Here is a 23,282-nt window from a genome sequence, read left to right on the forward strand (position 1 = left end):
TATGAAACTTACATTGCCTTTCCCGCCAAGCGTTAACACGTACTGGCGTAACACCAGAAAGGGAGTATTGATCAGCGCCTCCGGGCGCTGTTTCCGCTCCAATGCGCTGGCCGCCGTCACGGAACAACTTAAACGCAGACCGCAGCCGATTACAGTGAATGTTGAAGTGAGTGTGCTGCTGTTCCCGCCAGACAAGCGCCAGCGTGATCTTGATAACTATCTCAAAGCATTATTCGACAGCCTTACTCATGCCGGTGTGTGGGGCGACGACAGTCAGATAAAGCGATTCTCGGTAGAGTGGGGCGCAACGACGAAGAAGGGTAAGGCCGAAGTAACGATCACGCCTTTTGAAGTGGTGGCCGCATGAGAGCATTACTTACGCCAGAGGTAGCACCGCGCACCGGGATTGTGTTGCTGAAGCCAGGACCAGACCTGTTGAAGCTGTTTAAGGGCAGGGTTGTGATCAGCACACCGACAATGGATATGGCAGACCTGCCATCGGGGCGGCTGAATGACGGCACACAGCCGTTACTTGATGAGCCCTCACTGATTCCCTTCTTCAGTCACGAACGCGTGATAAAGGCTGCTGGTGGACCGAATGCGCTGGCATCCTTCGTCCAGTCTTTCGGGTGCTGCCAGTGGGAGCAGCTGGGAGTGTGGCATCACCATGAATTCACAGTGTCAGAAATCGAAAACGGCCTGGTGTCTCTTTGCTATAGCCACGATAATGAGTTCAGGGAAAACGGCATACCCGGTAGCCTGGAGAACATCGCCAAAGGTAACACCGCACTCTGGATAATCAGGGCGGCATGCAGCCAGATGGCGCTAAACGGTGACCATCAACTGACCCTGCCGGAACTGTGCTGGTGGGCAACCCTGAATGATGTGATTGACCTGATACCGGAGGCACCGGCGCGGCGCGTTCTGCGCATGCCGAAAGAAAGTATCCATAGCGGCGAGCTGAAAGAGGCCCGCATTGTTCCGGTGCGACCGGCGTGTGAGGTGATTCAGGATGCTGCTCAGTTGGTCAAAAAGATAATCGATCTGCGCACCGACCCGGAATCACCAGAATCATTCATGAAGCGCCCCAAGCGTAAGCGCTGGGAAAGTGAGAAATACACACGATGGGTAAAGTCGCAGACTTGCGCATGTTGCGGCATACAGGCTGACGATCCTCATCACATCATTGGACACGGACAGGGGGGAATGGGAACGAAGGCGCATGATTTATTTGTGATACCGCTATGCAGAGCGCATCACGATGAACTGCACCGGGATATGAGAGCGTTTGAAGCGAAATACGGCAGTCAGATAGAGCTGCTGTTCAGGTTCCTCGATCACGCGATTGCAGTCGGAGTGATTGGGACAGACAAAAAATAAAGTGTGTGGAGAAGGTGAGCATGAAAATTGAATCAGCGCTGAAGCACTTCAATCCGAAGAGCCTCCAGATTAGTGACTCATCCCGTTCTACGGGAAGTGAGGGGCTTACGGGTACAGACCTGATGGCCGCTATCGGGATGTGCCAGTCAAAGTCTCCTATGGGGATTGCAGCCGTTCTGGCTAAGTCCGGGGTCAGCGAAGGGGATAAAGATCGCGTCATAGGTCTGCTTATGGTGCATGCCCGGCGCATAACACCAAAGCTCGTTCTGAAAGCAGCTGGCTCAAAGTTGCCTTCCTGTATCAGAGTTCTATCCAAGCTGGCATATGAAGATTATGTCCGCTCTGCATCAACTACCCACTCATGCCCCGACTGTGATGGCCGTGGCATTATGAACAGCATTGAGCATGTGATGATTCACCCTGGCTGCTCAACGCCTGATAACGATAATTACGTTCCTCCAAAATACCGGTTGGAGACGCTGGAAAAAATGTGCGTGACATGTCACGGCAAGGGCGCAGTGACAGAGCGGTGCCGGTGCAACGGTACTGGCCGCGTGCGTGATATCGAGATGTCCAGGCAGACTAATTCCATCGTTGAGAAGAATTGTGATCGGTGTGGTGGCAGAGGCTTTGCTCGTTCGCCCGGTACAAAAGCTTTCAGAGCCATCCGGGTGCTGATTCCTGACCTGCAGGAGAGAACCTGGAACCGCAACTGGAAGCCTTTCTTTGATGCGCTGGTGGCTAAATTAGAGCAGGAAGAGTCTCACGCTGACCAGACCTTTCAGAAAATCACAGGAAATGAAAGATTCCCCAGCCAAAGATAACTGTTGCTTTTGTCCGGGAATGGATTAATATCTCCTCATAGTGGGGATTTTATGAGTCTTCCGCACTAAAAAGAATTATCTGGTTCGCTGATGGCGGGTCAGTTGCATATCAAGTGGATGTCCGAAAGCCTCGCAGCCTCACCAGCTGGCGGGGCTTTTTTATTGGCTTATCCCTTGTAAGGGATGAATAAAAAATTATCCCTTACAAGGGATAGAAAAATTACCCCTGTTGCCGACGGGCAAGGCAGTTACCGCTATTGCGTCAGGGTTCCCATTCAAAGAGGTCGCCAAAGAGCGGCCTTTTTTCGTTTTTGCGCACGCCAATCAGTCTCCACACACACTTTTGACACCGTGGCGTTGCGCAATTTTCTTCTGACTACCGACAGCACCTGCCAATTATCGGAGGTGAGGATGAAACGCATGCCGGACAAAGACGTTGGGTTCTGGGCAAGCCTGATTGCCTGGCTTTACGCCCACAAAAACGAAACCGGCTATGCGGGTCTTGCCGGAGTCATGGCGATTCTCAGAGCCACTTACGTTGGCAAAGACGCATGGTCACGCCGCCTGCTTGATGCAGCGATGTGCAGCGTCTTCGCCTTCTTCCTACAGCCAAGCCTTCAGGTAATTGGCTCGGTGTTCAACTGGCACTTCAGTGAAGACATTACGCGGGTTGCTGCGGTCTTCCTTGGCTTCCTCGGTGTGGACTACGTGTCAACGAAGATACGCCGCCAGATAGATAAGCGATTGGGAGACAGTAATGCTGACAGCCAGTAGTTTTCAGCGTGCCACCGGCGTAAGTAATTCTCTGCGTGATACCTGGTATCCACATATAGCGGCAAGCCTCTCAGCCTTCCAGATAAGCACGCCATTACGGCAGGCCCACTTTCTGGCGCAGACGGGGCATGAGTCAGCCGGGTTCCTGAAGGTTGAAGAAGGGCTGAACTATAGCGAGAACGCCCTGACCGCAATGTTTGGCAAGCGCATCACTGCCGAACAGGCCCGCGCTTATGGTCGTAATGCGATGCACCCAGCTAACCAGAAGATGATCGCCAGCATCATTTACGCAAACCGCAACGGTAATGGTGATGTTGGTTCGGGAGATGGTTACCGCTATCGCGGTCGAGGTCTGATTCAGATCACCGGCAAGGCGAACTATGAAGCGCTGGTTATACAGCTGGGCGCTGATGTAGTGGCAAACCCTGATTTATTGCTGGGCTATCGCTTTGCTGCGATGTCAGCAGCAGCATGGTGGAAGAATCACGGATTAAACGAGCTGGCAGACTCTGATGATGTTACCCGCATCACCAGAGTCATTAATGGTGGCACCAATGGTCTGGACGACCGGAAATCCCGCTTATCAAAATCTAAGGGGATTCTATGTTCAACGTAATCGGCTTTATCCGAAACAATTCAGGCCTAGTCATCATCGGTCTTATCTGCGTGGCGCTGTGGGGACTGAACGCCAGTAATTCACAGCTGAAGGCAACGAACGACAGGCTTGAGAAGCTGGCAAACAGTAAAGATGAGCAGATTAACGATCTTCGCTCTAAGAACGATGGCCTGGCATCAAGCGTCACTGAGCTGGTAACAGCCGTTAAGCAGCAAAACGATGTCATGAGTCAGGTTACAGAGCAGCGTGCCGTAACAGCCCAGCAGAACCGGAAACTACAGAATGAAATTAAGCGTTACCTTGCGGCGGACAAGTGTGCTGTTGCTCCTGTTCCCCCTGATGCTGCTGACCGGTTGCGCGACGCAGCAAAAGCCGCTGGTGGAGTACCGGACAATAAAACAGCCACAGCTAAGCCTTCCGGCTGAACTTACCAGTCAGATTGACGTGCCAGCGCCATCACAGGATATGACGTTCGGTGACAGCGTGGCGTTAAATGCAGAGCTTTATGGCGTGCTGGGGCAGTGCAATATCGACCGGGCAGCCATTCGGCGCATCGAATCATCCAGGCTTCAGCATTAGCAGGAAACCAAAATGATGAGGCTTATAGAGTTGGCGAAAGGCATTGCATTGTCATCGTTCATCGTCTTTGTTCTCATGATGATGGCTGAAGGGTTCAGGTAAGCATCACAAGGCGCATTTACGAGTGCGCCTGATGATGAAAATCTCCAAAAAGAGGTAACGGGTTGCCACTCTGTATTGTTGGATAATTGCGCCAGCAGACGTATGATTATCATTTCGTCAAGGGGCCCGTTTATGCTTCAGACCTTATTACCTGTAATAACCGCTTTTCTGGGATTCGGAGCTTCATTTGTTTTGAATATTTACTCTAACAAGTGGAATGACAAGCGGCTTAAGCTTCAAATGGATCATGATTTAAGGAAAGAAAAAAGAAAACTAATGCTTGAGAAAGGTGAGGAACTTTACTTGCTGTTATCTAAATGGTCGCTAAAAGTAAGCAACTATCAGCATAACATCTTGAGAGTTGCAGCTGGTAAGTTGACCAGAATGCAAGTTAGCGAGTTAGTATTGAATGATAAAGATAAAGATAAATTCAATGTTGAGATGATGCTAAGTATATTAAGAATCTATTACCCGCAAATTAAGCCCGCTTATGATGATGTCATCAAAGTAAGAGACAAAGCCGTTGATATTGGCTTCCAGCATGAGAGAGGCAAGATCACTGATTCTTCCTGTTTCAACTTAGTATCAGATGCATCCAACCTGTTTAGGGACAAGATGGAAGTGTTATTGGAAATTCTTCGGAATGAAATAGCTAAGCATATGGACTAACCGCCTACGGGCGGTTTTTATTTTGTGCTGAAAACTGCATTTAATGAGTTCAATTTTCAGCATAAACACAATGAATTATCGGATGGTGGACTCACCATTGCCGAGAATGTATCACGATTAACCAGTAGGAAATTCTGATGTCTGAGCCACGCATCTACAACAGCCGCTGGGATAAAGCCAGGCTTTCATTCCTGAAGTCTCACCCTCTCTGCGCGATGTGCCACCGGCAGGGCAGGGCAGTTGCGGCTGCTGTCGTTGACCACATCAAGCCTCACAGGCTGAAAGAAGCCATCAACGGCGGCAAGCAGGATGAGATAGCGAAGGCTCAGAAGCTTTTCTGGGACAAGGCCAACTGGCAGCCTCTTTGCAAGCAGCATCATGATTCGACCAAGCAGCGCGAAGAGAAGCGCGGTCACGTCATCGGTTGCGATGAGAACGGCCTGCCGCTCAGTCCCGCATCCCATTGGCGCAAATAAGAATGCATCTCATTTGTCATGTGGGCGAGTAGGTCAACAGCTCAAATGAGAAAGATTATCAATCATCATGGGGGAGGGTGGGATCAGACTTCAGGGGACAGCGACCTCCTGACCGCCCGCCCCCCTTTTTATGCACAACCGCGAAATGAAAAGTTTTTTTCTGGGAGGTTTTTATGGCCGGAAGACGACCAAAGCCGACCCACCTTAAGGTCGTTACCGGCAATCCGGGCAAGCGAAAACTTAACGACAAAGAGCCTGCACCCGCGAGAGAAATCCCGAGTCCGCCATCACACCTCACCGATTGGGGAAAGGTTGCGTGGGGAAAGTTGACCGTTCTTCTTGACGGAATGGGCGTGCTGACCGTTGCCGATGTGCTGGCACTGGAAAGGCTCTGCGATATCTACGCCGACATTCTTCAGCTGCGGATCACGATTGCTGATGAAGGCAGAACCTATACGGTCCAGACCGATGGCGGATTTCTGATTAAAGCCAACCCGGCTGTTTCAATGCTGGCTGATGCAGACCGGCGCTTCAAAAGCTACCTGGTAGAGTTCGGCCTTACACCGGCTGCCCGGTCAAAGGTGAACGTGAATGGTGGAGAAAAAGAAGAAGACCCGCTCAACCAGTTCTTCGGTTGATCCGGCGACGCAGTATGCAATGGACGTTACAAGCGGGGCTGTTCTTGCCGGGCCAGATATCCGCGCTGCATGCGCCCGCCACATCCGGGATTTGGAAGAAGGGCCAAAGCGTGGACTGTTCTGGGATGTTGAAGCTGTAACGCGCGTTGTTAACTTCTTTGCTCAGGTTCTGAAGCTGAATGGCGGTGAGCATGAGGGGAAACCTTTCATCCTGCTGCCGTGGCAGTGTTTCATTGTTGGCTCCCTGTTCGGCTGGAAAGCGGAAGACGGCACGCGCCGCTTTCGCATGAGCTATATCGAGTCCGGTAAGGGTTCGGGTAAATCGCCACTAGCAGGCGGAGTTGGTCTTTACCTGCTGATGGCAGACAAAGAGCCCCGCGCCGAAGTTTACGCGGCGGCCACGAAGAAAGACCAGGCGATGATCCTGTTCCGCGATGCGGTAACGATGGTCGATCAGTCGCCCGCGCTGGCACAGCGCATCACCAAATCCGGCACCGGGCTTAATGTGTGGAACCTTGCGTTCCTGCAGACAGGCTCTTTCTTTAAGCCGATCAGCTCTGATGATGGTCAGTCAGGCCCGCGCCCGCATGGCGCACTGATTGACGAAGTGCATGAGCACAAAACAAACGCCGTTGTTGAGATGATGCGCGCCGGTACAAAGGGCCGCCGTCAGGCGCTGATGTTCCTCATTACCAACAGCGGCCACGATAAAACCAGTGTCTGTTTCGAATATCACGAATACGGTCGCAAGGTGGCAGCCGGTGATTTGGTCGATGACAGCTTTTTCAGCTTCATCTGTTCGCTGGATGAGGGCGACGACCCGTTTAAAGATGAAACATGCTGGGGTAAAGCTAACCCGTCGCTGGGTCAGACCTTCACGGATAAATACTTGCGGGAGCAGGTGACGCAGGCTCGCGGCATGCCATCAAAAGAGAGCATTGTCCGACGCCTGAACTTCTGCCAGTGGGTGGAAGCGTCTGATCCGTGGATTGACAGCGACACCTGGATGAACTGCGAACAGGACTTTGATCCGGAGGATTTAGCGGGTGAAGAGTGCTATGGCGGTCTGGACCTGTCCGGGTCACGCGACCTGACAGCGCTGGCGCTTTACTTTCCGAAATCCAAAAAGCTTTTAGTTGAGTTCTGGACGCCGAAAGATTCTCTGCTGGAGCGTGCCAAAACTGACCACGTTCCCTATGACGCCTGGCTGCGTAATGGCTTTATTCACGCGCCGCCTGGTAAGGCGGTTAACTACGGTTTTGTGGCGGTGCGTATCGGTGAGCTGGCGGCCAGATACGATATTAAGTGCATCGCGTTTGACCAGTATCGCATCAAGTATCTGGAGCCAGAGCTGGAAAGCGAGTCTGTGAGTGTTGACCTTGTTCCGCATGGTCAGGGCTTTTACAAGGCGCAGGAGTCTGGGTTGTGGATGCCGCGCTCTATTGAGCTGTTTGAGGAGCACCTGAATAACCGGGTGCTCATCATCCGGCCTAATCCCTGTCTGCGCTGGAATGCAGCCTCTGCGGTGCTTGAGGCTGACCAGAAGGACAACCGCATATTTGCCAAAAAGAAAAGCACCGGCCGTATCGATGGCGTGGTGGCTTCAGCTATGGCAATCGGCGCAGCAGAGGACGCGGTGCTGGTGGACAGCGGCGATCCTGATGACTTTTTTGATGACCCGATCATGGTAGGTATCTGATGAAGGAAAAAAAACAGCCGGGTCGCATAAAGAGCGCGATTGTTAACTGGCTTGGTGAGTCGATTGGACTAAATGATGCTGCATTCTGGCAGGAGTGGTACGGCACAAGCAGCAGCGGAAAGGTTGTAACGGCAGAGAAAGCGCTGGCGCTGGCCTCAGTCTGGGCCTGTGTGCGTCTGCTGAGTGAGTCAGTTTCAACCCTGCCGATGAAGGTATACGAGCGAGCAGCTGACGGTTCCCGCAAGCTGGCGCTTAATCATCCGGCCTATCAGTTACTCTGCCGCCGTCCGAACAGCGAAATGACGCCGTCGCGCTTCATGCTGATGGTGGTTGCCAGCATCTGCCTGCGGGGTAATGCCTACGTTGAGAAAAAGATGATCGGCACCAAACTGGTTTCTCTGGTGCCGCTACTTCCGCAGTGTATGAAGGTTGAGCGGCTCGACAGCGGCGAACTGCAGTATACCTACACTGAGAAGGGCGTGCCGCGCATCATCCCGGTTAAAAACATGATGCACATCCGGGGATTTGGTCTGGATGGCGTATGCGGAATGATGCCGATGCGCACCGGTCGTGACGTGTTTGGCGCAGCGATGGCGGTCGAAGAGTCAGCCGCAAAAATTTTTGAAAACGGTATTCAGACTTCAGGCTTCTTTCTGTCAAAGAATCTGCTGACAAAAGAGCAGCGACAGAAAAACCGCGAAAACCTTAACCGGTTCGTTGGTTCAAAAAACGCGGGCAAGGTGATGGTGCTTGAGGGTGATATGTCCTATCAGGGCATCACCCTTAACCCTGAAGATGCTCAGATGCTGGAGTCACGGTCATTCAGTATTGAGGAAATCTGCCGCTGGTTCCGCGTGCCGCCGTTTATGGTTGGTCACGTTGATAAGCAGAGCAGCTGGGCGTCGAGCGTTGAAGGCATGAACCTTCTGTTCCTGACTAATACGCTTCGCCCGATGCTGGTGAATATTGAACAGGAGATATCACGTTGCCTGCTGAACGGTGATGAAGACCTGTTTGCTGAGTTCTCCGTTGAAGGTCTGCTGCGTGCCGACAGCGCAGGGCGCTCCGCTTATTACACCACCGCGCTGCAGAACGGCTGGATGTCCCGTAATGACGTGCGCCGCCTGGAGAATCTGCCACCGATTGAAGGTGGTGATATCTACACCGTACAGCTGAACCTTACACCGCTTGAAGACCTGCGCAAAAACAGCACCGCCGCAAGGGCCACATTGTTGCGCGAAGTTCACAACGCCGTTTTCCCGGACATTCCTTTCGAACAATCACCGCTTAAACAGGCGGCTTAGGAGCATCCCCAATGACAGTAAAAAGCCTTCCGGCCGCACCGGAGGGGCGGCCTTTTGCGCGCGAAAATCGCGATCTGCCGTCTTCTGCAATGGATCGCTGGAACGGCGGCATCAAAGCCGCAAAGAGTGATGACAACAGCATTTCCGTGTTCGATGTCATTGGCGCTGACTGGTACGGCGATGGTGTTACCGCCAGCCGCATTGCTGCCGCGCTCCGCTCAATCGGCGGTGCTGATGTGACCGTGAATATCAATTCGCCGGGCGGCGATATGTTTGAAGGCCTGGCGATTTATAACCTGCTGCGTGAGTACGAAGGGAAGGTCACTGTCAAGGTGCTGGGCCTCGCTGCTTCTGCTGCGTCGATTATCGCGATGGCCGGTGATGAGGTGCAGATCGGTCGCGGTGCTTTCCTGATGATCCATAACTGCTGGGTGTATGCGATGGGCAACCGTCATGACCTGCAGCAGATTGCGGCCGACATGGTGCCTTTTGATAAGGCGATGAACGATATCTATAGCGCAAGAACCGGTCTGGATGCGGCCACCATCGACGCGATGATGGATGCCGAAACCTACATCGGCGGTAGCGATGCGGTTGAAAAAGGTTTTGCAGATCGCCTGCTGTCAGCAGATGAGATTGCAGATGGCGACGACAGCCCTGCAGCTGCGCTGCGCAAGTTGGACGCGATGCTGGCAAAAACCGACGCACCGCGCTCCGAGCGTCGAAAACTTCTTAAAGCTTTAACCGGCGGCAAGCCAGGCGCTGCTGCCATCCCTGAAGGTATGCCGGGCGCTACCGACGAAATCAACCCCGAAAATATTGCACAACTTAAAAACGCGCTGGCCGCGTTCGGCAAATAAGGATTAACAATGTCTGAAGTAAATGAAGTTCTGAAGCAGGTTACAGCCAGCATCAACGAAGCCAGCGGCAAGTTTAACGCGAAGGCTGAAGAAGCGCTGACCGAGGCGAAAAAATCAGGCTCACTGTCAGCGGAAACAAAAGCGGCAGTGGATAAAATGGCGAGTGAGCTTAACGCCATGCGTGAAGCAGAAAAAACGCTGAAGGCTGCGCTGGGTGATCTGGAGCAGCACGTTGCTCAAATGCCGCTGGCTAATGCGAAAAACGTCATCGAAACCGTTGGCGGTCAGGTTGTTTCCTCCGAAGCACTGAAAGCTTTTTCAGCCAGCATCGAAGGCAATAAGCGCCTGAGCATTCCGGTTAAGGCTGCGTTGCTGTCGGTCAACGTGCCGGGCCAGATCGTTGCACCTGACCGCCTGCCAGGTATCGATCAGCAGCCAAAACAGCGACTGTTTATCCGCGACCTGATTGCACCGGGCCGTACTGAGTCCAATACCATCTACTGGGTTCAGCAGACTGGCTTCACCAACAATGCGGCGACCGTCGCTGAGAACACCACCAAACCTTACAGCGGCATCACCTTTGCGGAAAAAATCACGCCGGTCCGTACCATCGCGCACCTGTTCAAAGCCGCTAAGCAGATTCTTGATGACATGCCGCAGCTGCAATCGACAATTGACGCCGAACTGCGCTATGGCCTGAAGTACGTTGAAGAGCAGGAGATTCTTTTCGGTGACGGAACCGGCACTCACCTGAACGGTATCGTTCCGCAGGCATCTGCATATGCTGCTGCCTTCAGCGTGGCGAATCAAAGCGGTATCGATGATCTGCGACTTGCTATGCTGCAGGCGCAACTGGCGCGCTTCCCGGCGTCTGGCCATGTTCTGCACTTCATTGATTGGGCGAAGATCGAGCTGACTAAGGATTCACTGGGTCGTTACATTCTGGCGAACCCGGCAGCGCTGACTGGTCCTACCCTGTGGGGGCTGCCGGTTGTCGCGACCGAAGCGGCTGCCTTCCAGGGTAAATTCCTGACCGGCGCATTCAATGCCGGTGCGCAGATTTTCGACCGCGAAGATGCCAACGTGGTTATCTCCACTGAAAACGCCGACGACTTTGAGAAAAACATGATCTCAATCCGTTGTGAAGAGCGTCTGGCGCTGGCCGTTAAGCGTCCTGAAGCGTTCGTTTACGGTTCATTCACCGCACCTGCTGCAGCTGCGTAAGAGCAACGGCGGCCTTCGGGCCGCTTTTCCGGGAGTTACATATGAAACTGCTTTTGATTAAACCGAATTATTTCGGCGGCACTGTCGTTTCTGAAGGCAACACCATCGAGACCGACGAGCAGCATGGTCGCGAGTTGATTAAAAAAGGCTATGCAGAGCTGGTTGAAGACGGTACTGCTGCTCTGCCAGAGCCAGAGCCAGAGCCAGAGCCAGAGCCAGAGCCAGAGCCAGAGCCAGAGCCAGAGCCAGAGCCAGAGCCAGAGCCAGAGCCAGAGCCAGAGCCAGAGCCAGAGCCAGAGCCAGAGCCAGAGCCAGAGCCAGAGCCAGAGCCAGAGCCAGAGCCAGAGCCAGAGCCAGAGCCAGCAAAAGGTAAAAACAAAAAGGGCTGAACACCATGCTGCTGACGCTCGAAGAAATTAAACAGCAATGCCGACTGGAGAACGACTTCACGGAAGAGGATCGGCTGCTTGAGCTTTTTGCTCTGGCAGCCGAGGCGAAGGCGGTAACCTACCTCAACCGTAATCTGTATAAAACGGTGGCAGACGTTGCACCGCTTGATACCGATGGCATGGTGATTACCGAAGATATCCGGCTTGCCCTGTTGATGCTGGTCAGCCACTGGTATGAGCATCGCAGCTCAGTGTCAGAGCTGGAGATGACTGAGACGCCGCAGGCGTTTGAGTTTCTGCTGTATTCACGGCGTCTGCCGGTATCGGGGTATTAGCATGCAGCGACGATCTTCAAATACCAGCGCTGTGTTCACGCTTCCTGATCCCGGCGAGCTCAATAAGCGCATCCATCTTCGCCAGCGCATCGACCAGCCAGCAGATGATGGTGGCACTGACTCGGTCTATCAGAATGAAAAGGACGTCTGGGCGAAGGTCCGGCAGGTAGGTGCTACCACCTATCATGAATCCGTTCAGGCTGACGACACCATAACCCACTACATGACCATCCGTTATCTACGTGGCATCACTTCAGATTTTGAGGTGGTTTACGGCGGTTATGTATATCGCGTTAAGCGCCTGCGCGACCTCAACTCAGCCGGTCGTTACCTGCTGCTGGAGTGCGAAGAGTTGAGGGCTGTGGACAGCGACGGAGAGATGTATGGCTAAGCCGCTTCTGCACGTTGATTTTCAGCAGCCCAAAGACCTCGTTTTTAACCGGGCAAAAATGCGCCGCGCCTTCATTCAGATTGGTCAGGTTCACATGCGTGATGCCAGGCGTCTGGTCATGCGTCGTGGTCGTTCCGCGCCGGGTGAGTATCCGGGATTCAGGACTGGCAGGCTGGCACGGTCAATCGGCTATTACGTTCCCCGCGCATCAAAAAGCCGTCCGGGCCTGATGGTGCGCATCGCGCCAAACCAGAAACGGGGCGAGGGTAACCGACTCATTGAGGGCGACTTTTACCCCGCGTTTCTGTTCTACGGCGTGAAGCGTGGTTCTAAGCGCAAAAAGAGCCATCACAAAGGGAAATCCGGCGGTAATGGCTGGCGAGTTGCCCCGCGTAAAAACTACATGACCGAAGTGCTGGAGGCGCGCAAAACGTGGACGCGTTATGTGCTGACCCGTGCGCTGCGTACCTCCCTGCGTCCTGAAAGGAAAAAGAAATGAAGCTATCACTTGTGATCGCCGCTCTCCGGGCGCGATGTCCGATGTTCGCTGGCAACGTAGCCGGGGCGGCTGAATTCAAGTCTATCCCCGAAACCGGGAAGATGAAGCTGCCGGCGGCGTATGTGGTGCCGACCGAAGACGTCACAGCTGAGCAGAAGTCCCTGACTGACTACTGGCAGAACGTAACCGAAGGCTTTGCGGTGGTCGTGGTGCTTGACAATACGCGCGACGAGCGTGGACAGGCGGCAGGTTATGACGCCGTGCATGATGTGCGCCGCGAAATCTGGAAGGCGCTGTTGGGCTGGGAGCCGGATGAAGATGCTGGCCCCGTGGCATATTCTGGCGGGCAGCTTCTGGACATGGATCGGGGGCGTCTCTATTACCAGTTTGAATTCATGCTGACGCGCGAAATCACTGAAGAGGATACGCGCCAAAAAGATGACCTGAACTCACTGGATGAATTGAAAACAGTCTACATCGACATCGATTACATCGACCCGGGCAATGGCCCTGACGGCATCATAGAACACCACACAAAAATCAACCTCAGCGAGTAAACCATGCAAATCAAACCCAAGCGCGGGCGGTCTGTTCCAGACCCTGTCCGGGGCGATCTGCTGCCTTCAGAAGGCCGGAACGTCGAAGAAAGCAGCTACTGGCTCCGCCGCCTTGCGGCCGGGGATGTTGAAACAGTCGTCACGGAAGAGAAAAAACCCGTGGTGGACCCTAAGAAACAAGGCGGTGAGTAATGTCTGTCAGCTATCCAAACATTCCAGCAAACCTTCGCGTGCCGCTCTTTTGGGCCGAAATGGATAATAGCGAAGCGAATACCACGCAGGACAGCGGGCCTTCACTACTGATCGGCTTTGCGTCCACAGGCAGCACAATTGCTAAAAACCAGCTTACGATCATGCCATCAGCTCCACTGGCGGGCAAATTAGCGGGCCGTGGCAGCCAACTTGCCCGCATGGTTGCTAAATACCGCGCTGTCGATCCTTTTGGCGAGTTGTGGGTAATCGCAGTTGATGAACCTGAAGGTGATGCCGCCACTGGCAAGTTAACCCTTACCGGTAATGCGCAGGCATCAGGCACCGTAAGCCTTTATATCGGTGCAACACGCGCACAGGCAGCCGTAGTTACTGGTGACACACCGGCGACAGTTGCAACTGCTCTCGCCGCAGCTATCAATGCTAATGCCGACCTGCCAGTAACGGCAACCGCTGCAGCAGGCGTGGTTACTCTCACCGCTCGCCATAAAGGACTTACCGGAAACGACATCCCATTAGTGATGAACTATTACGGCACCATTGGCAGCGAAAACACGCCAGATGGAGTTAACGTTGCGATCACCGGCATGGCTGGCGGCACCGGCTCGCCAGATCTTTCAGGCGCCGTAGCCGCAATGGGTGATGAGCCTTTCGACTTTATCGGCACACCATTCAGCGATTCAGCATCACTGGCAACAGTCGCACTGGAGATGAACGACTCTTCTGGCCGCTGGAGCTATGCGCGGCAGTTGTATGGCCACGTCTACACAGCGAAGTTAGGCACACTGTCAGACCTAGTGGCGTTTGGCGATACGCTGAATAACCAGCACATCTCAGTGGCCGGTTATGAGACTACAGTTCAGACCGCAGCTGATGAATTGGTAGCTATGCGCACGGCTCGTAACGCTGTATTTATTCGCATCGACCCGGCGCGACCCACTCAGACTGGTGAGATGATCGGCGCTCTGCCAGCTATGGCAGGCAACCGCTTCACCCTGACTGAGCAGCAGTCTCTGCTTACGCATGGCATTGCCACGGCATCCAGTGAAGGCGGTGTACTGCGCATTCAGCGTGAGATCACTACCTATAAGCAGAATGCCTATGAAGTGGCTGATAGCAGCTATCTGGATAGTGAAACCCTGCATACCAGTGCCTACGTTATCCGACAGTTGAAGAGTATCGTTACCAGCAAATACCCGCGACACAAGCTGGCAGATGACGGCACCCGATTTGGTCCTGGTCAGGCTATCGTCACGCCTGCAGTGCTGAAGGGGGAAATATGCGCGAGCTATCGCACCATGGAGCGAGCCGGGATCGTGGAGAACTTCGATCTCTTCAAGCAGCATCTGGTGGTGGAGCGCAACGTGAGCGATCCAACCCGCGTAGATGTTCTTTTCCCGCCGGATTACGTCAACCAGTTGCGCGTGTTTGCGCTGCTTAATCAGTTCCGTCTGCAATACAGCGAGGAGACCGCGTAATGGCAAAGATTGCGGGTACAGCATACGTCAAGGTGGACGGCCAGCAGCTGTCGCTGACCGGCGGCATTGAGGTGCCGATGAACACCAAAGTGCGTGATGACGTGATCGGCCTGGCCGGTGACGTGGATTACAAAGAAACGCACCGTGCGCCTTACGTCAAAGGCACCTTCAAGGTTCCGAAGGCGTTTCCGGTCACCAAGCTGATGGATTCAGACCAGATGACCATCACTGCCGAACTGGCCAACGGCATGGTTTACGTGCTGTCCGAAGCGTTCCAGTTCGGTGAAGCTAACCACAATGCGGAAGAGGGTACGGTAGACCTCGAATTCCACGGCTCAGAAGGATTTTATCAGTGAGTGAACTGCAACTTTCAAAACCTATTACGGCACATGGCGAAACCCTTCATGTGCTGGAGCTGCGTGAGCCATCTTTCGATGAGATTGAGCAGATCGGCTTTCCATTCACCATTGGCAGTGAAGGAAATATCAAAATCGATAGTTCGGTATCGCTGCGCTATATCCCGGTGCTGGCCGGGGTTCCGCGTTCATCTGCCAGCCAGATGGCGAAGATTGATATTTTCAAAGCCTCAATGACGATTCTGGGTTTTTTTACCGGCTCGGGAGCGGGAGAAATCTCCGGCAGCGATGTTACAACGTCGCTCACTTCTGGCGAATAAACCCTCTTGAACTGAAGCGGTCAGCTCTTTCCGATTTTCTGGAGCTTGAGGAAGAAGCAGTACGCATAAGCGAGGAAATAAAGAATGGCTGACAGCTTCCAGTTAAAGGCCATAATCACAGCCGTTGACCAACTCACCGGCCCGATGAAAGGCATGCAGCGCCAGCTGAAGGGGTTTCAGAAGGAATTCTCATCGCTGGCCGTTGGAGCAACTGCTATCGGCGCATCCATCTTGGGTGCGCTGGCTATTCCTGTAAATCAGGCCATTAAGTTCGAATCAACAATGGCTGATATCCGCAAGGTCGTTGACGGTCTGGATAACGCTGATGCTTTCAGAAAAATGAGCCAGGACGTTATTGACCTGTCAACAAAACTGCCGATTACGGCAGACGGTATCGGTCAGATTGTTGCCGCAGCAGGTCAGGCTGGCATCGCCCGAGGTGAACTTGTCAGGTTTGCAGAAGATGCGGCAAAAATGGGTATTGCGTTTGATCAGACTGCGGAAGAGTCCGGTCAGATGATGGCGACCTGGCGTACCGCTTTCAAAATGACGCAGAAAGATGTTGTCGGACTGGCGGACAAGGTGAACTATCTCGGCAATACCGGTCCTGCCAGCGCAGCTAAAATCTCTGAAATAGTCACCAGCGTAGGCTCGCTCGCGGCGGTCAACCACGTTTCAACGGGCAATCTTGCCGCACTTGGTGCAACCATCGCAGGGATGGGTGTCCAGTCTGAAGTAGCCAGTACCGGTATTCAGAACTTCATGCTTTCGCTCTCCAATGCCAATACCGGTAATGCAAAAAAGGTCCTGAAAAAAATCGGGATGACACCTAAGTCTCTCGCCAGTGGCATGGTCAAGGACTCAAAAGCGACCATGCTTAAGGTGCTGGAAGGGATTAAAAATCTTCCTGAAGAAAGCAAATCAAAAGCACTCGAATGGCTGTTCGGAAGAGAGTCGATAAAGGCTATCGCACCGCTTCTTAACAATCTCGACCTGCTTCGCAAAAACTTCGGTAAGGTTGCTGATGCACAGCAGTATGCTGGCTCAATGCAAAAGGAGTATGACTCCCGCGCAGACACTACCGAAAACAAACTCACGCTGATGCAGAATGGCATAACAGCGGTGAGCCTTGCGCTCGGCGATGCACTTACGCCACAGCTCAAGCAGGCTGTAGTTGAGCTGATGCCTTATTTAAAGCAGACAGAAAAGTTTGTCAGGGATAATCCAGAGTTGGTCAGATCGGTTGCGAAATTTGCTATCTCACTGATTGCTGTAGGTGCAGCAGTAGGCACTGTCTCACAGGCATTCAAAGTACTAAATTTCGTAATGAATCTGTCGCCCGCCAAACTGGCTATCGCTGCGCTTGCTGCCGGTGCCTTATTGATAATCAACAACTGGGATCAGGTTGGGCCAATTGTTAAGCAGGTCTGGACTGAGATAGATAATGTCGCTCAGGAAATGGGGGGCTGGCAGACCGTTATTGAGGGCATCGGTGCGGTAATGGCCGGTTCTTTCGCCCTTAAAACGATTGGCTCACTTCAGCAGGCCGTAACTCTTGCGAGTTCGCTTTCTGGCTTGCTGGGCTCAATCAGCCGGTTTGGTGCGATGACCATCACGATTGGCATAGCAATCTCACTTCTTAAGCAGTTGCAGGATTTAGACAAGCAGGCAAATGCGCAGGGTGTAAGTAAGGGTGAGTTTCTGGTTAACCGCATGCAGTCACAGGAGCGGGAGCGGGGATATAACGGCTTTTTCCCGAGGCTGCGTGAAATTCTGGGAATGGACAACCCAATACCTGAAGGGCGTTATGATCCAAAGGTGGGACTGGAACGGCCATCTTCTGCAGGCCGCCCGCAAGCGGGCGAGCTGAAGGTCAACTTTGAGAATGCGCCGCCTGGCATGCGCGTGGCAACTCCAGCAGGGAGCGCGACTCCATGGCTTAGTTATGATGTTGGGTATAATCGTTTTAGCGGTAACAATTAATTACGCTGTTTATTGATGTGGTATAAATCCTGACATATATAACTATTTATTGGCGACAAGCATGAAAAAATTAGCTATAGCTCTGGTTTTATCAGCTCTAACAACCTCTGCGTTTGCGAAAGATAACAAATTAACGACAAGTTTTGTTAATGAAGTCAAATCATCGGTGGATAGCAATGAGTCAGTTTCATTATCACTAAATCTGTCTTGCTTAGCTCCATCCGCGAGCGGCAGGCTTATTGTAACCAAGCCGTCTTATACGATCGGCGAGAGCGTAGGGACGTATTTATTTGAAAGCGGTTCACCGAAAAACGCTGACCTGAGTTGGCTTACATTTGAACATCCAAATGACGATTGGGATTCAAAAGAGGTTAGTGGAGTTAATTTCGGGCTTACCATGACTGGCGGCCAGTTTTTTATCACCGTTATGAAAAATGGCAAAGTAAAAGCTGGCGTTAGTTCAAATGCTAAAAGCGGCATTCATGAAGTTGAGTGCACCGCTTCAGAATCCAAATAATCAAAGCTTATTTTCAAAGCAACCCGCTCCGGCGGGTTTTTTTACGCCCGGAGAAAGCCATGAGCTGGAAAGATAATCTGCAGGATGCCTCACTGCGGGGCATCGCGTTTAAGGTGGACAGCGATGAGGCAACCTTTGGGCGTCGCGTGCAGGTGCATGAGTACCCCAATCGCGACAAACCGTGGGCGGAAGATTTGGGCCGCGCGACGCGCCGCTTCAGCGTTCAGGCTTATCTGATTGGCGATGATTTCTTTGAGCAGCGTAACCGGCTGATTGAAGCCATTGAAAAGCCGGGATCATGCACGCTGGTTCATCCTTACTACGGCGAGATGACCGTGGTAGTAGATGATGCCGTTCGCGTCAGCCATTCACAGGGCGAAGGGCGTATGTGCCGCGTCAGCTTCAGCTTCGTTGAGTCCGGTGAATTATCGTTTCCCACCGCTGGACTGGCAACCGGACAGAAACTCACATCGTCAGTTTCATTCCTGGACGATGCAATTTCATCGGCGTTCGGTGCCTTTGGTATGGATGGCCTGCCGGACTTCCTACAGGACGGTGTGCTGGATGAGGCGACAGGCATGTTCAGTACCGTAACCAGCGCCTTTCAGTATGTTGATTCTGGTATCAGCGCCGCATCACGTCTGATGCAGGGTGATTTATCGGTGCTGCTCAGTCCACCGTCGAGTGGCATGAGCTTTGTTAACCGGTTGCAGACCATGTGGCGCGCCGGAACGCGGCTGACGGGTAACACTTCTGACCTGATGTCGATGATTAAGGGGCTGACCGGCGTCACGGTTGATTCGGGTCTGGCCCCGCGCGGCGTCTGGAAAACCGACAGCAAGACAGCACAGGCACAGGCCACGCAGCGCAATTACGTTGCGCAGGCGGTGCGAACCACGGCCATCAGCGAGGCGGCCGCAACGGTCACCAGTCTGCCGCAGCCTGTAAACCGGACAGTCACGCGCCAGCAGGACCCGCAGCAGCCGGTCGTGGTATCGCATCCTGCTGTCAGCAACATACGGACTGATTCAGGCAGTGCGGCTTCAGATACTGATACCACAGCGACAGCCACCGTTTCCGCATCTTCCGGCGTAACCACCTCTATTGATAACAGCACCGTCATTTCCTGGGATGATCTCGCGCAGGTGCGTGACAGTCTCAATGAGGCCATTGACCTTGAGATGGAGCGCGTTTCAGATGATGGGCTTTACCAGGCGCTGGTCACCGTGCGCACTGACGTTAACCGTGATATCTCTGCGCGCCTGGAGCAGGTCGAGCGCATGACGGAGCGCACACCTTCGCATGTTACGCCCGCACTGGTACTGGCTGCCGACTGGTACGACTCAGCATCCCGCGCCGGTGACATAACGGCGCGTAACGGCATACGCCATCCCGGTTTCGTACCGGTTCAGTCACTAAGGGTGCCGGTACGATGAACAACACTGTGATTCTTCGCGTTAACGGTCAGGAGTGGGGCGGCTGGACATCGGTGAGGATCGCGGCTGGCATTGAGCGTATTGCCCGCGACTTCACCGTTGAGATTACCCGTAGCTGGCCTGGCGATACCGATCAGGCGGTGCGCAGTACCCGCATTAAAAACGGCGACATGGTTGAGGTGCTGATAGGCACCGATAAAGTGCTGACCGGCTACGTTGAGGCTACGCCGGTCCGGTACGACGCACGCAGCATTAGCACCGGGATTTCAGGGCGCAGCAAAACGGCTGATCTTATCGACTGCTCAGCCACGCCGTCACAGTATGCCGGTCGTTCGCTGGCACAGGTGGCAGCTGAGCTGGCGAAGCCGTTCAGCATTACGGTGGTGGATGCGGGCGGCGCATCCGGTGCGCTTCAGGGAATTCAGGCCGACCAGGGCGAAACGGTCATGGACGTGCTGAACAAGATGCTGGGGCTTCAGCAGGCGCTAGCATATGACAACGCGCAGGGCAATCTGGTTATCGGTGGCATCGGCAGCCAGCAGGCACATACCGCGCTGGTGCTGGGTGAAAACATTCTTTCCTGTGACACGGAAAAGAGCATCCGTGATCGGTTCAGCGATTATCAGGTGTCCGGGCAGCGTAAGGGTAACGACGACGACTTTGGTGAGGCCACCACCACGGCCATTCGTTCAAAAACCATTGATGGTGGACTGAAGCGGTACCGCCCGATGATTATCCGCCAGACCGGCAACGCCACCACGGCAACCTGCAGCGCACGCGCAGAATTTGAGATGCGCCAGCGTGCAGCGCGTACTGATGAGGTTACCTACACCGTGCAGGGCTGGCGACAGGGTGACGGCTCACTATGGCTGCCTAACCTGCAGGTTATTGTCTTCGATCCCATCCTTGGTTTTAACAATCGCCAGATGGTGATCGCTGAGGTGACCTATCAGCAGGATGAAAACGGCACCGTGACCGAAATCCGCGTCGGGCCGCCGGATGCTTATCTTCCTGAACCGGCGAAACCCGGCAAGCGTAAGAAAAAGAAAGAAGAGGATGATTTCTGATGGCTAACCCGATTTCAGGTATGGGACGTGCGCTGTCAAACCTTCTGGCCCGCGCCGTGGTTCGCGGACTGAACACGGCTACAAAGTGCCAGATGCTTCAGGTTGAAATGGCTGGGGGCGAGGGGAAAAGTGATATTGAACACATGGAGCCTTATGGCTTTACCGCAGCGCCGCTTACCGGTGCAGAGGCCGTGGCCGCCTACTTTGACGGTGACCGATCTCACGGTGTGGTGCTGGTCGTCTCTGACCGTCGCTTCCGCATTAAAGATCTTAAGTCCGGTGAGGTGGCGGTGTATGACGATCAGGGGCAGTCAGTCACGCTGACCCGGGCAGGGATTATCGTCAATGGCGCGGGAAAGCCAATTACTTTTACCAATGCGCCAAAGGCACGATTCGAAATGGACATCGAGTCCACTGGTGAAATTAAAGATAGGTGCGACTCAGGCGGCCTGGCGATGTCAGCAATGCGAGAGACCTACAACGGGCATACGCATGAAGAGAACGGCGATGGCGGCGGCACTACTGACGCGACAACGCAGAAAATGGAGGCGTCATGATTATTGTCATCAACGGCATTCAGCGTGACGTAACGTGGCCGCCTGACCCACTCACCCGCGCCGTGATTATCTCCCTGTTCTCCTGGCGAAAGGCCGAGCCTGACGACAACCCTGAGCAGGATAACGGATGGTGGGGCGACAGCTTCCCGACCGTCCAGAACGACCGTATCGGCTCGCGTCTCTATCTCCTTAGTCGCCAGACGCTCACCAATAAAACACCATTGAAAGCGCGCGAATATATCAGCCAGGCGCTTAAGTGGCTGGTGGATGACGGGGTAGCGGTGCGGGTGGATGTGAAGGCCGAGCGAACCGGAATTAATACGCTAAGCGCCTCAGTGGTTATCAGCCAGAAAGACGGCAACCGCACGGCTTTTTCCTTTGATGATTTATGGAGTGAACTTAATGGCTGACAGTGGATTTACCCGTCCGACACTCCCTCAGTTAATCACCACCGTCCGCAACGATATCCTTACCCGCCTGGCAGCCGATACTACGCTGGCAGCATTGCGACGTACCGACGCCGAAGTTTACGGACGTGTGCAGGCGGCGGCGGTGCATACCGTATATGGTTACATCGACTATCTTGCGCGCAACCTTCTGCCAGACCTTGCGGATGAGGACTGGCTGACGCGTCACGCCAACATGAAGCGATGCCCGCGCAAGGCGGCCACGTTTGCAACGGGGTTTGCGAGATGGGACGTTGCAACGGACGGCATCCCCATTCCTGCAGGCGTGACTATTCAGCGTGACGATCTGACTTCCTTCACCACATCAGCAAAAGCCGAATCGGCAGGCGGTGTCCTGCGCGTTCCTGTTATCTGTGATACGGCAGGGAAAGCTGGCAACACCGATGACGGGCTGGCCATGCGACTTGTCAGCCCAATTACCGGCCTGCCTTCAGCAGGCGAGGCGGACAGTATTCAGGGGGGCGCAGATATCGAAGATATTGAAGTGTGGCGGGCGCGTGTCATCGAGAGATGGTACTGGACTCCACAGGGCGGTGCTGACGGAGATTATGAAGTCTGGGCTAAGGAAGTGGCTGGCGTAACGCGTGCCTGGACATACCGGCACTGGAGCGGACGGGGAACGGTCGGGGTCATGGTTGCCAACAGCGACCTGATGAATCCCATCCCTGACGCTGCAACAGTAGCAGCTGTGCAGTCTTATATTGAACCGCGCGCACCGGTGGCCGGGGCTGACATTTATGTGTTTGCTGCGACGCCCCATGTCGTGGATTTTCATATACGGCTTAACCCCGATGCTCCGGAAGTGCGATATGCCGTTGAGGCTGAGTTGCGATCAATGATGCTGCGCGATGGCGTGCCAGAAGGTGTGCTTAAACCTTCACGCATCAGTGAGGCAATCAGTATCGCAACGGGTGAATACAGCCACACGCTGGTCAGTCCGGCAGCCGATGTGTCGATTGCAAAAGGTGAGGTCGGCGTAGTAGGGACTATTTCATGGACATGACAGCTCAGTACCGGCAGATGCTTGGTGCGCTACTTCCGCGCGGCCCTGCGTGGGATGCAGACGATCTGCTGCTGACGGGATTTGCACCTTCACTGGCAGCAGTTCACGGTCGCGGCGACGCACTTATGCTGGAAATCGACCCCCGATCGGTAACGGAGTTGATTGACCGTTATGAAGAGATAAGTGGGCTTCCCGACAGTTGCGCCCCTGCTGGCGTTCAGACACTTCAGCAGCGTCGCCAGCGTCTGGATGCAAAACTGAATCTGCCAGGCGGTATCAACGAGGCTTTTTATCTCGGGCAGCTTGAAGCGCTTGGCTATACCGGGGTGACTATTACCCGTTACAACAAGAGCCAGTTTACCTGCCTCTCTGACTGTACAGACTCTCTTTATAGCGACGACTGGCGTTACTACTGGCAGGTCAATATGCCAGTGGCCACACAGATAACGCCGATGACGGCAATCAGTAACTGCACAGACAGCCTGCGCACCTGGGGAGATACCGTCGCAGAGTGCGTACTGGAAAAGCTCGCTCCCTCTCATACCTACGTAATTTTCAGATATCCGGAGTAA

At 53.8% G+C, this 23,282-nt stretch carries 31 protein-coding genes; all 31 read left to right on the forward strand.

All coding sequences use genetic code 11. The annotated features are described in order from the left end of the window. Position 1 precedes the first annotated feature (1 nt). The 31 genes from AC6I8C_RS06750 to AC6I8C_RS06900 all read left to right on the forward strand — a co-directional run bounded on the left by AC6I8C_RS06750 (position 2) and on the right by AC6I8C_RS06900 (position 23,282). Positions 2 to 367 carry a RusA family crossover junction endodeoxyribonuclease gene (locus AC6I8C_RS06750; RefSeq protein ID WP_320503440.1) on the forward strand — a complete coding sequence of 122 codons (366 nt, stop codon included), beginning with the start codon at positions 2 to 4 and terminating at the stop codon, positions 365 to 367. Beyond that, on the forward strand, positions 364 to 1,380 hold the full coding sequence (locus AC6I8C_RS06755; protein WP_497821967.1) for a DUF968 domain-containing protein: 1,017 nt from the start codon (positions 364 to 366) through the stop codon (positions 1,378 to 1,380). The genes AC6I8C_RS06750 and AC6I8C_RS06755 overlap by 4 nt, the downstream gene beginning before the upstream one ends. A gap of 20 nt (positions 1,381 to 1,400) precedes the next feature. Continuing rightward, positions 1,401 to 2,204: an antitermination protein Q gene (locus AC6I8C_RS06760; protein WP_497821968.1), complete on the forward strand. Its 804-nt coding sequence runs from the start codon at positions 1,401 to 1,403 to the stop codon at positions 2,202 to 2,204. Between the two features lie 183 nt (positions 2,205 to 2,387). Continuing rightward, positions 2,388 to 2,978 (forward strand): phage holin, lambda family, encoded by a 591-nt coding sequence (locus AC6I8C_RS06765; protein WP_497821969.1) that lies wholly within the window; start codon positions 2,388 to 2,390, stop codon positions 2,976 to 2,978. Continuing rightward, positions 2,962 to 3,594 (forward strand): glycoside hydrolase family 19 protein, encoded by a 633-nt coding sequence (locus AC6I8C_RS06770; RefSeq protein ID WP_497821970.1) that lies wholly within the window; start codon positions 2,962 to 2,964, stop codon positions 3,592 to 3,594. The genes AC6I8C_RS06765 and AC6I8C_RS06770 overlap by 17 nt, the downstream gene beginning before the upstream one ends. Then, on the forward strand, positions 3,582 to 4,019 hold the full coding sequence (locus tag AC6I8C_RS06775; RefSeq protein WP_167431352.1) for an Rz lytic protein: 438 nt from the start codon (positions 3,582 to 3,584) through the stop codon (positions 4,017 to 4,019). Before AC6I8C_RS06770 ends, AC6I8C_RS06775 begins: the two co-directional genes overlap by 13 nt. Beyond that, entirely contained in the window at positions 3,934 to 4,173 is a 240-nt protein-coding gene (gene lysC, locus AC6I8C_RS06780; protein WP_497821971.1) for an Rz1-like lysis system protein LysC, read from the forward strand. The genes AC6I8C_RS06775 and lysC overlap by 86 nt, the downstream gene beginning before the upstream one ends. 234 nt (positions 4,174 to 4,407) lie before the next feature. After that, positions 4,408 to 4,944 carry a hypothetical protein gene (locus AC6I8C_RS06785; protein WP_279810422.1) on the forward strand — a complete coding sequence of 179 codons (537 nt, stop codon included), beginning with the start codon at positions 4,408 to 4,410 and terminating at the stop codon, positions 4,942 to 4,944. A gap of 137 nt (positions 4,945 to 5,081) precedes the next feature. Beyond that, positions 5,082 to 5,420, forward strand: a complete 339-nt coding sequence (locus AC6I8C_RS06790; RefSeq protein WP_497821972.1) for an HNH endonuclease — start codon at positions 5,082 to 5,084, stop codon at positions 5,418 to 5,420. Between the two features lie 173 nt (positions 5,421 to 5,593). Continuing rightward, the gene (locus tag AC6I8C_RS06795) at positions 5,594 to 6,058 is read left to right on the forward strand and encodes a phage terminase small subunit P27 family (protein WP_187495131.1); all 465 of its coding nucleotides are present in this window, start codon (positions 5,594 to 5,596) and stop codon (positions 6,056 to 6,058) included. Further along, positions 6,012 to 7,757: a terminase large subunit gene (locus AC6I8C_RS06800; RefSeq protein ID WP_497821973.1), complete on the forward strand. Its 1,746-nt coding sequence runs from the start codon at positions 6,012 to 6,014 to the stop codon at positions 7,755 to 7,757. Before AC6I8C_RS06795 ends, AC6I8C_RS06800 begins: the two co-directional genes overlap by 47 nt. Continuing rightward, positions 7,757 to 9,061, forward strand: a complete 1,305-nt coding sequence (locus AC6I8C_RS06805) for a phage portal protein (protein WP_134160943.1) — start codon at positions 7,757 to 7,759, stop codon at positions 9,059 to 9,061. The genes AC6I8C_RS06800 and AC6I8C_RS06805 overlap by 1 nt, the downstream gene beginning before the upstream one ends. Positions 9,062 to 9,072: 11 nt before the next feature. After that, on the forward strand, positions 9,073 to 9,921 hold the full coding sequence (locus AC6I8C_RS06810) for a head maturation protease, ClpP-related (RefSeq protein ID WP_497821974.1): 849 nt from the start codon (positions 9,073 to 9,075) through the stop codon (positions 9,919 to 9,921). A gap of 9 nt (positions 9,922 to 9,930) precedes the next feature. Next, positions 9,931 to 11,145 (forward strand): phage major capsid protein, encoded by a 1,215-nt coding sequence (locus AC6I8C_RS06815; protein ID WP_089414363.1) that lies wholly within the window; start codon positions 9,931 to 9,933, stop codon positions 11,143 to 11,145. Between the two features lie 41 nt (positions 11,146 to 11,186). Further along, positions 11,187 to 11,534 carry a DUF7210 family protein gene (locus AC6I8C_RS06820; RefSeq protein ID WP_497821975.1) on the forward strand — a complete coding sequence of 116 codons (348 nt, stop codon included), beginning with the start codon at positions 11,187 to 11,189 and terminating at the stop codon, positions 11,532 to 11,534. A 5-nt stretch (positions 11,535 to 11,539) separates the two neighbouring features. Further along, positions 11,540 to 11,869, forward strand: a complete 330-nt coding sequence (locus AC6I8C_RS06825; protein ID WP_497821976.1) for a head-tail connector protein — start codon at positions 11,540 to 11,542, stop codon at positions 11,867 to 11,869. Position 11,870: 1 nt separating this feature from the next. Beyond that, a complete protein-coding gene (locus tag AC6I8C_RS06830) occupies positions 11,871 to 12,260 on the forward strand; it encodes a phage head closure protein (RefSeq protein ID WP_089414362.1) in 390 nt (129 codons plus the stop codon). After that, on the forward strand, positions 12,253 to 12,759 hold the full coding sequence (locus tag AC6I8C_RS06835) for a hypothetical protein (RefSeq protein ID WP_033771366.1): 507 nt from the start codon (positions 12,253 to 12,255) through the stop codon (positions 12,757 to 12,759). Before AC6I8C_RS06830 ends, AC6I8C_RS06835 begins: the two co-directional genes overlap by 8 nt. Continuing rightward, the gene (locus AC6I8C_RS06840) at positions 12,756 to 13,316 is read left to right on the forward strand and encodes a phage tail terminator protein (protein WP_497821977.1); all 561 of its coding nucleotides are present in this window, start codon (positions 12,756 to 12,758) and stop codon (positions 13,314 to 13,316) included. Before AC6I8C_RS06835 ends, AC6I8C_RS06840 begins: the two co-directional genes overlap by 4 nt. Before the next feature lie 3 nt (positions 13,317 to 13,319). Then, on the forward strand, positions 13,320 to 13,508 hold the full coding sequence (locus AC6I8C_RS06845) for a DUF2635 domain-containing protein (protein WP_497821978.1): 189 nt from the start codon (positions 13,320 to 13,322) through the stop codon (positions 13,506 to 13,508). Then, a complete protein-coding gene (locus AC6I8C_RS06850; protein ID WP_497821979.1) occupies positions 13,508 to 15,004 on the forward strand; it encodes a phage tail sheath subtilisin-like domain-containing protein in 1,497 nt (498 codons plus the stop codon). The genes AC6I8C_RS06845 and AC6I8C_RS06850 overlap by 1 nt, the downstream gene beginning before the upstream one ends. Then, positions 15,004 to 15,360, forward strand: coding sequence for a phage tail tube protein (locus AC6I8C_RS06855; RefSeq protein WP_010246516.1), 357 nt, complete (start codon positions 15,004 to 15,006; stop codon positions 15,358 to 15,360). The genes AC6I8C_RS06850 and AC6I8C_RS06855 overlap by 1 nt, the downstream gene beginning before the upstream one ends. Further along, positions 15,357 to 15,680 (forward strand): phage tail assembly protein, encoded by a 324-nt coding sequence (locus AC6I8C_RS06860; RefSeq protein WP_497821980.1) that lies wholly within the window; start codon positions 15,357 to 15,359, stop codon positions 15,678 to 15,680. Before AC6I8C_RS06855 ends, AC6I8C_RS06860 begins: the two co-directional genes overlap by 4 nt. Before the next feature lie 84 nt (positions 15,681 to 15,764). After that, on the forward strand, positions 15,765 to 17,663 hold the full coding sequence (locus AC6I8C_RS06865) for a phage tail tape measure protein (protein ID WP_497821981.1): 1,899 nt from the start codon (positions 15,765 to 15,767) through the stop codon (positions 17,661 to 17,663). 61 nt (positions 17,664 to 17,724) lie between these two features. Further along, the gene (locus tag AC6I8C_RS06870; protein ID WP_497821982.1) at positions 17,725 to 18,180 is read left to right on the forward strand and encodes a hypothetical protein; all 456 of its coding nucleotides are present in this window, start codon (positions 17,725 to 17,727) and stop codon (positions 18,178 to 18,180) included. A 59-nt stretch (positions 18,181 to 18,239) separates the two neighbouring features. Continuing rightward, the gene (locus AC6I8C_RS06875; RefSeq protein WP_497821983.1) at positions 18,240 to 19,616 is read left to right on the forward strand and encodes a DNA circularization protein; all 1,377 of its coding nucleotides are present in this window, start codon (positions 18,240 to 18,242) and stop codon (positions 19,614 to 19,616) included. Then, positions 19,613 to 20,683 (forward strand): phage baseplate assembly protein, encoded by a 1,071-nt coding sequence (locus AC6I8C_RS06880; protein WP_497821984.1) that lies wholly within the window; start codon positions 19,613 to 19,615, stop codon positions 20,681 to 20,683. The genes AC6I8C_RS06875 and AC6I8C_RS06880 overlap by 4 nt, the downstream gene beginning before the upstream one ends. After that, positions 20,683 to 21,240, forward strand: coding sequence for a phage baseplate assembly protein V (locus tag AC6I8C_RS06885; RefSeq protein WP_497821985.1), 558 nt, complete (start codon positions 20,683 to 20,685; stop codon positions 21,238 to 21,240). The genes AC6I8C_RS06880 and AC6I8C_RS06885 overlap by 1 nt, the downstream gene beginning before the upstream one ends. After that, complete coding sequence (locus AC6I8C_RS06890; RefSeq protein WP_497821986.1) at positions 21,237 to 21,650, forward strand: phage GP46 family protein; 414 nt, start codon at positions 21,237 to 21,239, stop codon at positions 21,648 to 21,650. Before AC6I8C_RS06885 ends, AC6I8C_RS06890 begins: the two co-directional genes overlap by 4 nt. Next, positions 21,643 to 22,710, forward strand: a complete 1,068-nt coding sequence (locus tag AC6I8C_RS06895; RefSeq protein WP_497821987.1) for a baseplate J/gp47 family protein — start codon at positions 21,643 to 21,645, stop codon at positions 22,708 to 22,710. Before AC6I8C_RS06890 ends, AC6I8C_RS06895 begins: the two co-directional genes overlap by 8 nt. After that, positions 22,701 to 23,282, forward strand: a complete 582-nt coding sequence (locus tag AC6I8C_RS06900; protein WP_497821988.1) for a YmfQ family protein — start codon at positions 22,701 to 22,703, stop codon at positions 23,280 to 23,282. Before AC6I8C_RS06895 ends, AC6I8C_RS06900 begins: the two co-directional genes overlap by 10 nt.

This window comes from Pantoea sp. X-Soil-YNGN-844 (assembly GCF_059730595.1).

Bases quoted from the DNA above. Each gene is read 5' to 3' on its own strand.
- AC6I8C_RS06760 (WP_497821968.1), top strand. From the start codon at position 1,401: ATGAAAATTGAATCAGCGCTGAAGCACTTCAATCCGAAGAGCCTCCAG.
- AC6I8C_RS06825 (WP_497821976.1), top strand. From the start codon at position 11,540: ATGCTGCTGACGCTCGAAGAAATTAAACAGCAATGCCGACTGGAGAAC.
- AC6I8C_RS06900 (WP_497821988.1), top strand. From the start codon at position 22,701: ATGGACATGACAGCTCAGTACCGGCAGATGCTTGGTGCGCTACTTCCG.
- AC6I8C_RS06895 (WP_497821987.1), top strand. From the start codon at position 21,643: ATGGCTGACAGTGGATTTACCCGTCCGACACTCCCTCAGTTAATCACC.
- AC6I8C_RS06805 (WP_134160943.1), top strand. From the start codon at position 7,757: ATGAAGGAAAAAAAACAGCCGGGTCGCATAAAGAGCGCGATTGTTAAC.
- AC6I8C_RS06875 (WP_497821983.1), top strand. From the start codon at position 18,240: ATGAGCTGGAAAGATAATCTGCAGGATGCCTCACTGCGGGGCATCGCG.
- AC6I8C_RS06840 (WP_497821977.1), top strand. From the start codon at position 12,756: ATGAAGCTATCACTTGTGATCGCCGCTCTCCGGGCGCGATGTCCGATG.
- AC6I8C_RS06850 (WP_497821979.1), top strand. From the start codon at position 13,508: ATGTCTGTCAGCTATCCAAACATTCCAGCAAACCTTCGCGTGCCGCTC.
- AC6I8C_RS06770 (WP_497821970.1), top strand. From the start codon at position 2,962: ATGCTGACAGCCAGTAGTTTTCAGCGTGCCACCGGCGTAAGTAATTCT.
- AC6I8C_RS06795 (WP_187495131.1), top strand. From the start codon at position 5,594: ATGGCCGGAAGACGACCAAAGCCGACCCACCTTAAGGTCGTTACCGGC.
- AC6I8C_RS06855 (WP_010246516.1), top strand. From the start codon at position 15,004: ATGGCAAAGATTGCGGGTACAGCATACGTCAAGGTGGACGGCCAGCAG.
- AC6I8C_RS06835 (WP_033771366.1), top strand. From the start codon at position 12,253: ATGGCTAAGCCGCTTCTGCACGTTGATTTTCAGCAGCCCAAAGACCTC.
- AC6I8C_RS06790 (WP_497821972.1), top strand. From the start codon at position 5,082: ATGTCTGAGCCACGCATCTACAACAGCCGCTGGGATAAAGCCAGGCTT.
- AC6I8C_RS06890 (WP_497821986.1), top strand. From the start codon at position 21,237: ATGATTATTGTCATCAACGGCATTCAGCGTGACGTAACGTGGCCGCCT.
- AC6I8C_RS06765 (WP_497821969.1), top strand. From the start codon at position 2,388: ATGAATAAAAAATTATCCCTTACAAGGGATAGAAAAATTACCCCTGTT.
- AC6I8C_RS06820 (WP_497821975.1), top strand. From the start codon at position 11,187: ATGAAACTGCTTTTGATTAAACCGAATTATTTCGGCGGCACTGTCGTT.
- AC6I8C_RS06845 (WP_497821978.1), top strand. From the start codon at position 13,320: ATGCAAATCAAACCCAAGCGCGGGCGGTCTGTTCCAGACCCTGTCCGG.
- AC6I8C_RS06775 (WP_167431352.1), top strand. From the start codon at position 3,582: ATGTTCAACGTAATCGGCTTTATCCGAAACAATTCAGGCCTAGTCATC.
- AC6I8C_RS06755 (WP_497821967.1), top strand. From the start codon at position 364: ATGAGAGCATTACTTACGCCAGAGGTAGCACCGCGCACCGGGATTGTG.
- AC6I8C_RS06870 (WP_497821982.1), top strand. From the start codon at position 17,725: ATGAAAAAATTAGCTATAGCTCTGGTTTTATCAGCTCTAACAACCTCT.
- lysC (WP_497821971.1), top strand. From the start codon at position 3,934: ATGCTGCTGACCGGTTGCGCGACGCAGCAAAAGCCGCTGGTGGAGTAC.
- AC6I8C_RS06880 (WP_497821984.1), top strand. From the start codon at position 19,613: ATGAACAACACTGTGATTCTTCGCGTTAACGGTCAGGAGTGGGGCGGC.
- AC6I8C_RS06810 (WP_497821974.1), top strand. From the start codon at position 9,073: ATGACAGTAAAAAGCCTTCCGGCCGCACCGGAGGGGCGGCCTTTTGCG.
- AC6I8C_RS06830 (WP_089414362.1), top strand. From the start codon at position 11,871: ATGCAGCGACGATCTTCAAATACCAGCGCTGTGTTCACGCTTCCTGAT.
- AC6I8C_RS06885 (WP_497821985.1), top strand. From the start codon at position 20,683: ATGGCTAACCCGATTTCAGGTATGGGACGTGCGCTGTCAAACCTTCTG.
- AC6I8C_RS06750 (WP_320503440.1), top strand. From the start codon at position 2: ATGAAACTTACATTGCCTTTCCCGCCAAGCGTTAACACGTACTGGCGT.
- AC6I8C_RS06815 (WP_089414363.1), top strand. From the start codon at position 9,931: ATGTCTGAAGTAAATGAAGTTCTGAAGCAGGTTACAGCCAGCATCAAC.
- AC6I8C_RS06800 (WP_497821973.1), top strand. From the start codon at position 6,012: ATGGTGGAGAAAAAGAAGAAGACCCGCTCAACCAGTTCTTCGGTTGAT.
- AC6I8C_RS06785 (WP_279810422.1), top strand. From the start codon at position 4,408: ATGCTTCAGACCTTATTACCTGTAATAACCGCTTTTCTGGGATTCGGA.
- AC6I8C_RS06865 (WP_497821981.1), top strand. From the start codon at position 15,765: ATGGCTGACAGCTTCCAGTTAAAGGCCATAATCACAGCCGTTGACCAA.